The organism is Methyloglobulus sp. (assembly GCF_040079455.1).
Lineage (GTDB): Bacteria > Pseudomonadota > Gammaproteobacteria > Methylococcales > Methylomonadaceae > Methyloglobulus.
The window spans coordinates 1-5,420 of record NZ_JBEBKJ010000135.1 but is presented as its reverse complement, the minus strand read 5'-3'; the positions used below and the strand labels follow the sequence as shown (position 1 = coordinate 5,420).

At 46.0% G+C, this 5,420-nt stretch carries 7 protein-coding genes; 1 reads left to right on the top strand and 6 read right to left on the bottom strand.

Going from position 1 to position 5,420, the window contains the following annotated elements; all coding sequences use genetic code 11:
* Nucleotides 1-377 precede the first annotated feature (377 nt).
* The 6 genes from ABL924_RS17700 to rpe all read right to left on the bottom strand — a co-directional run bounded on the left by ABL924_RS17700 (nt 378) and on the right by rpe (nt 4,358).
* Nucleotides 378-968: an aminodeoxychorismate/anthranilate synthase component II gene (locus tag ABL924_RS17700; protein ID WP_349028419.1), complete on the bottom strand. Its 591-nt coding sequence runs from the start codon at nt 966-968 to the stop codon at nt 378-380.
* A complete protein-coding gene (gene trpE, locus ABL924_RS17695; protein WP_349028418.1) occupies nt 965-2,461 on the bottom strand; it encodes an anthranilate synthase component I in 1,497 nt (498 codons plus the stop codon). Before trpE ends, ABL924_RS17700 begins: the two co-directional genes overlap by 4 nt.
* A 3-nt stretch (nt 2,462-2,464) precedes the next feature.
* On the bottom strand, nt 2,465-2,815 hold the full coding sequence (locus ABL924_RS17690) for a PIN domain-containing protein (RefSeq protein ID WP_349028420.1): 351 nt from the start codon (nt 2,813-2,815) through the stop codon (nt 2,465-2,467).
* 13 nt (nt 2,816-2,828) lie between these two features.
* On the bottom strand, nt 2,829-3,035 hold the full coding sequence (locus tag ABL924_RS17685) for a type II toxin-antitoxin system VapB family antitoxin (RefSeq protein WP_349028417.1): 207 nt from the start codon (nt 3,033-3,035) through the stop codon (nt 2,829-2,831).
* 191 nt (nt 3,036-3,226) lie between these two features.
* Nucleotides 3,227-3,679, bottom strand: coding sequence for a hypothetical protein (locus ABL924_RS17680; protein WP_349028416.1), 453 nt, complete (start codon nt 3,677-3,679; stop codon nt 3,227-3,229).
* Nucleotides 3,680-3,686: 7 nt separating this feature from the next.
* Nucleotides 3,687-4,358, bottom strand: coding sequence for a ribulose-phosphate 3-epimerase (gene rpe, locus ABL924_RS17675; protein ID WP_349028415.1), 672 nt, complete (start codon nt 4,356-4,358; stop codon nt 3,687-3,689).
* A 102-nt stretch (nt 4,359-4,460) separates the two neighbouring features.
* Here rpe and ABL924_RS17670 point away from each other — a divergent pair, with 102 nt between their 5' ends.
* Nucleotides 4,461-5,318: a fumarylacetoacetate hydrolase family protein gene (locus tag ABL924_RS17670; protein WP_349028414.1), complete on the top strand. Its 858-nt coding sequence runs from the start codon at nt 4,461-4,463 to the stop codon at nt 5,316-5,318.
* Nucleotides 5,319-5,420: the final 102 nt, after the last annotated feature.

Sequence of the window (5,420 nt, the reverse complement as noted above, 5' to 3'; positions counted from 1 at the left end):
CCATTTTACATAAGCATGTTGAGAAAACAGTTTGGTAGTTGGGTGTTGCAACTCAGTATCAGCGCTTAAGCCGTATCAATCTCATTATTGATTCGGCTCTGCTCAGGGAACGCTAAGGTTTAGTTCACTGAGCGGAGCCGAAGGGGGCGAAACACCGATTTCAAATTTTAAAAGGCCGGATCAATAGGGTAACAACCGCGAATACCGTATTGTCGTTGATAACAGCTATTGGAACATCATTTACAGATAGGTCATTCGACCTTTTTCTGCCTACTCGACATCAATATGCTGACAGTTGTTATGATAGGTAATCCCCTTTTGCAGGTTTAGAGCCTATCTATTAGGCAATTGACTACTAGTTAGCCAAAAATAAACCATCACCGCTCCAAAAAATTCCTAAGCAAATCATGCCCATGTTCGGTCAGGATTGATTCGGGATGAAACTGTACGCCTTCAATATCCAAAGTTTTATGGCGAACGCCCATGATTTCGTCGATGTTGCCTTGCTCATCCTGCGTCCATGCGGTGATTTCCAGGCAATCGGGCAGGGTGGTTTGCTCAATAACCAGGGAATGGTAGCGGGTGGCGGTGAATGGGTTGCTTAAGCCTTTGAATACGCCATCATTCTGGTGAAAAACCTGGGAAGTTTTACCGTGCATGATGCTTTTGGCATGGATGATATTACCGCCAAAGGCATAGCCGATACTTTGATGCCCCAGGCACACGCCCAAAATGGGAGTGTGTCCGGCGAATTTTTCGATTGCCGCCACGGAAATACCTGCTTCTTTCGGTGTACAGGGGCCGGGGGAAATCACGATTTTATCGGGTGTTAATGCGGCAATGTCGTCTACTGTGACTTGGTCGTTACGCACCACCGTGACTTTTGCGCCTAATTCGCCGAAATATTGCACAAGATTGTAGGTAAATGAATCGTAATTGTCGATCATCACTACATTGACTGCGCTCATGCCTGACCTCCTTGTTGTTCACTATCGAGACCGGCTTCCGCCATGCTGACGGCGCGGAACACGGCGCGGCCTTTGTTCATGGTTTCGTCCCATTCGCTTTGGGGGATAGAATCGTACACGATGCCCGCTCCAGCTTGAATATGGAGCCTATTGTCTTTGATAACGGCAGTCCTGATCGCTATCGCGGTATCCAGGTTGCCTGACCATGAAATATAGCCAACCGCACCAGAATACACGCCGCGCTTGACGGGTTCCAGTTCACTGATGATTTCCATCGCGCGTATTTTGGGTGCGCCGCTGACCGTACCAGCCGGAAAGGTTGCCGCCAACACATCAAAGGCATTGTTGCCGGATTGCAATTGCCCAGTGACATTGGACACGATGTGCATGACGTGCGAATAGCGCTCGACGATCATCTTATCGGTCAACTCGACGGTGCCAATTTCAGCCACTCGTCCGGTATCGTTGCGGCCCAGGTCAATCAACATAAGGTGTTCGGCAAGTTCTTTGGGATCAGCCAGCAGTTCACGCTCCAGTTCTAGGTCATGTTCAGGCGTAGTGCCGCGTTTGCGTGTGCCTGCGATGGGGCGAACGGTAATGAGATCATCTTCCAACCTGACCAGTATCTCCGGTGACGAACCGACGATATGGAAGTCTTCCAGGTTTAAGTAAAACATATACGGGGATGGATTCAAGCAACGTAAGGCGCGGTATAAATCCAGCGGCGGCGCACTGTAAGGGATGGACATGCGCTGGGACAGCACCACCTGCATAATGTCGCCTTCAGTGATGTACTCTTTAGCTTTGAGTACCGCATTCTTATAGCCATCTTCCGTAAAACCGGAAACAAAATCAGATTCTCGCACCCGCACAGACTTGTTATGCTTGGCTGGTTCAGCTTTTAGCTCACGTAACCTTCTTGCTAAATCATCTAATCGCGCAACAGCCAGATTATAAGCGTTGTCTTCTTCGGGATTGGCATGGGTAAGCAACAACATTTTGCCGGATAGGTTATCGAACACCAGGATGTCTTCCGAAACCATCAGCAAAATATCCGGGCAACCTAAAGGATCAGGTTTATCGGCACGTAAACGCGGCTCGATATAAGCGACGGTTTCATAGCCGAAATAACCGACCAAGCCACCACTAAAGCGTGGTAATTCATCAATATCCGGCACTTTATAGCGATCTTTGAAGGCTTCAATCCAGATTAAAGGATTATCATGGGTTATGTTTTCAAGCACCTCGCCGTCTTTTTCCAACCGGATTTGATTGCCGTTTACTTTAACTAACGTCTTGCAAGGCAAGCCAATAATTGAATAACGACCCCATTGCTCACCGCCGTGGACAGATTCAAACAGATAAGAATACGAGCCATCGGCCAATTTTAGATACGCGCTCAGGGGCGTATCTAAATCAGCCAGCACTTCTCGGCAGATGGGGATGCGGTTATAGCCCTGTCTGGCGTAGGTGTTGAATTGTTCTGGGGTCATGGATTATTCAAATAGTTGTAAACGGTTTATTTTTGATAACGACCGAAAGTGTTTATCCAACGAATAAACCGAAAGGTTATTCTGAATTGCATTTTGAGTTATAAGTAAATCTGGTATTCCTATGCCATTTATTCCTGAACTCAAACACATCGTTTGCCATTCAATGATTTGATTCCAGTCTATAACAAGCGGAAATAAAACGATATTTTTAAGCAACTCAATTATCGTGGCTTGTTTTTTTAAGAGCAATAAAGGGACGAGTTCGGCAAGGATAATATCGTTTATGACAACACGGTCATCCAAAAGCAGATCATCGAGCTTTAAGGATTGTTCCCCTTTTTTGAAATAATCAATCTAAATTGACGTATCAACCAATATTTGCATTACGGTTTCGGAGCGTATCCAAGTCTATTTCCAAGTCTATCTTCCCCTTGTAATTCCTCAAGGATGCAACTTTTTTTCGTCTAAGCAAATCTCTCAACGCATAGATAACCACTTCCGATTTCGTTTTCATATTAAGCGTGTGCATTGCTTCATTAATTAACTCATCAGGTAAGTTTAGAGTTGTTTTCATATACATTTCTCCTTAATTCATGTAGTTATGTAGGTTGGGTTAGCCACGCTTTGCACCGGATTATGGGTTTCGCTGGCGATTGGGCGGGGCGTAACCCAACAATCGCATCAGGGAAACGCCCAATGTTAGGTTACGGCGTACGGATAAGTCGGCTATCACTTTGACATAATTTGTTTTGTGCGCCTACGGGGCTAATCGAGCCTATTCGTTTTAAAAATACACGCAAGAATAAAAAGCCATACTATTCCACCCAAAGTTCCAATCACCCAATCGAACCATCCAACAGTACCAGGGTACATCTCGCTGAGTTTAAAGGGCGAAGATACTGATTCATACGCCCACCACAAAGCTAAAGGGACAATAACTATACGCGACCAACGAATACCGGCTACGCATTTGTGAACTAAAAGCCCACCAACAGCAGTAGTGCCGACAAAATAAACAGCACTAATAGCTACGAATGACCAAGCTGAAGTTTGTCGATTCATGCCAGTTTCTGCACCTGATGTCGAAGCATAGTCTACCGCTTGCCCCATAGACTCAAGAAGGCTACCATCGACTAAAGATACTATCCAAAGCACGACGTTTAAAAGTATCCAACTCCAAAACGCCCAAAGTGCAAATCTGCCGGGCATAATCGACATTATTAATCTAACTTGCTTTCGCCATTTCCGCCCGCATTTCATCAATAATTTTCTTATAATCCGGCTTACCGAAAATGGCGGAACCGGCCACAAAGGTATCGGCACCGGCGGCTTTAATCGCGCCGATGTTGCTGCCGTTAACGCCGCCGTCGATTTCCAAACGGATGTTGAAGCCGCTGTCATCAATGCGTTTTCTCACTTCACGCAATTTGCCTAACGCAGAATGCAGGAAGGATTGTCCACCGAAACCTGGGTTAACCGACATCAATAAGATCATATCCAGCTTATCCATCACATAATCCAAATGGTTTAAGGGCGTGCCAGGGTTGAAAACCAAACCAGCCTTACAACCACAATCTTTAATCAATTGCAAGGTGCGGTCGATATGCACAGACCCTTCTGGATGGAAGGTGATGATAGACGCGCCTGCTTTGGCAAAATCGGGAATGATACGGTCTACGGGTTCGACCATCAGATGTACGTCAATCGGTGCGGTCACGCCGTGTTTACGCAAGGCTTCGCAAACCAAGGGCCCGATGGTCAGGTTAGGTACAAAATGGTTATCCATCACATCAAAATGGACAACGTCTGCGCCAGCGGCCAATACGTTATCGACTTCTTCGCCCAATTTGGCGAAGTTAGCAGACAGGATGGAAGGTGCAATCCAGTTTTCGTTCATTTTTTCGATCCTCTAGGTTAAATATGGCGATTATATCTTTTTTTTGGCGTTTCATCTTCGTTATACAATAGCTGAACTAAAAATTGCACAAGGCATATTCTTATGAAGCTGGTCTCTTTTACCCATAACAATTATTCCCGTTTTGGCGCAGTGGTCGATAACGAGGTTGTCGATGGCGTTGGCGAAATGAATATTCCAGAGGCAATGATTAATTTTTTAGCCGCAGGAGAACCGGCACTTTCGGCTATGCGAAAACGCATAGACACTGGAAAGCACCGGATTCCTTTAGCAGAAGTCAAAATACAAGCCCCAATACCCAGACCAGGAAAATACCTAGCTATCAGCCTTAACTATGCCGACCATATCGCCGAAACCGGACGTGACAGGCCGGAATTCCCCAGCTTTTTTACCAAACAAAGTACGTGTGTGATTGGCAACGGCGATGCCATTCACTTGCCAAAAGTATCCAATAAACTGGATTATGAAGGTGAATTGGCGTTTGTAATCGGCACACGCTGCCGCCATGTACCTGTTGACAAAGCGCATGAAGTGATTGCGGGCTACACGATTGCCAACGATGTCTCAGTACGGGACTGGCAATTCCGCTCTCCCACATTCACTGTCGGAAAATCCTTCGATACTTGTGGCCCACTTGGCCCCTGGATTGTCACTAAAGACGAAATCGGCGATCCGCATAATCTCAAACTCAAAACCTGGGTGGATGATGAGTTACGGCAGAATTCCAATACCAAACACATGCTATTCAATTGCTATGAAATGATTGCCTATCTCTCGCAAGCGATGACGCTGGAACCGGGCGATATTATCAGTACCGGCACGCCCAGCGGGGTGGGTGTAAAAATGGAGCCGCGCGGCTATTTGAAACCGGGGCAAACGGTCAGCGTGGAAATTGAAGGGATTGGCAAATTAACCAATTTTGTTATTGATGAACCTGTCTGATACAAATGCAAATAATCATTCAAATTGAGGGCTTTTCATAACTGTACAGGTCAATGCCGCGATAAATATTGAACGGTTTTTATGCTTTAGCCACATTAACCG

Bases quoted from the DNA above. Each gene is read 5' to 3' on its own strand.
- ABL924_RS17700 (WP_349028419.1), bottom strand. From the start codon at position 968: ATGAGCGCAGTCAATGTAGTGATGATCGACAATTACGATTCATTTACC.
- trpE (WP_349028418.1), bottom strand. From the start codon at position 2,461: ATGACCCCAGAACAATTCAACACCTACGCCAGACAGGGCTATAACCGC.
- ABL924_RS17685 (WP_349028417.1), bottom strand. From the start codon at position 3,035: ATGAAAACAACTCTAAACTTACCTGATGAGTTAATTAATGAAGCAATG.
- ABL924_RS17680 (WP_349028416.1), bottom strand. From the start codon at position 3,679: ATGTCGATTATGCCCGGCAGATTTGCACTTTGGGCGTTTTGGAGTTGG.
- rpe (WP_349028415.1), bottom strand. From the start codon at position 4,358: ATGAACGAAAACTGGATTGCACCTTCCATCCTGTCTGCTAACTTCGCC.
- ABL924_RS17670 (WP_349028414.1), top strand. From the start codon at position 4,461: ATGAAGCTGGTCTCTTTTACCCATAACAATTATTCCCGTTTTGGCGCA.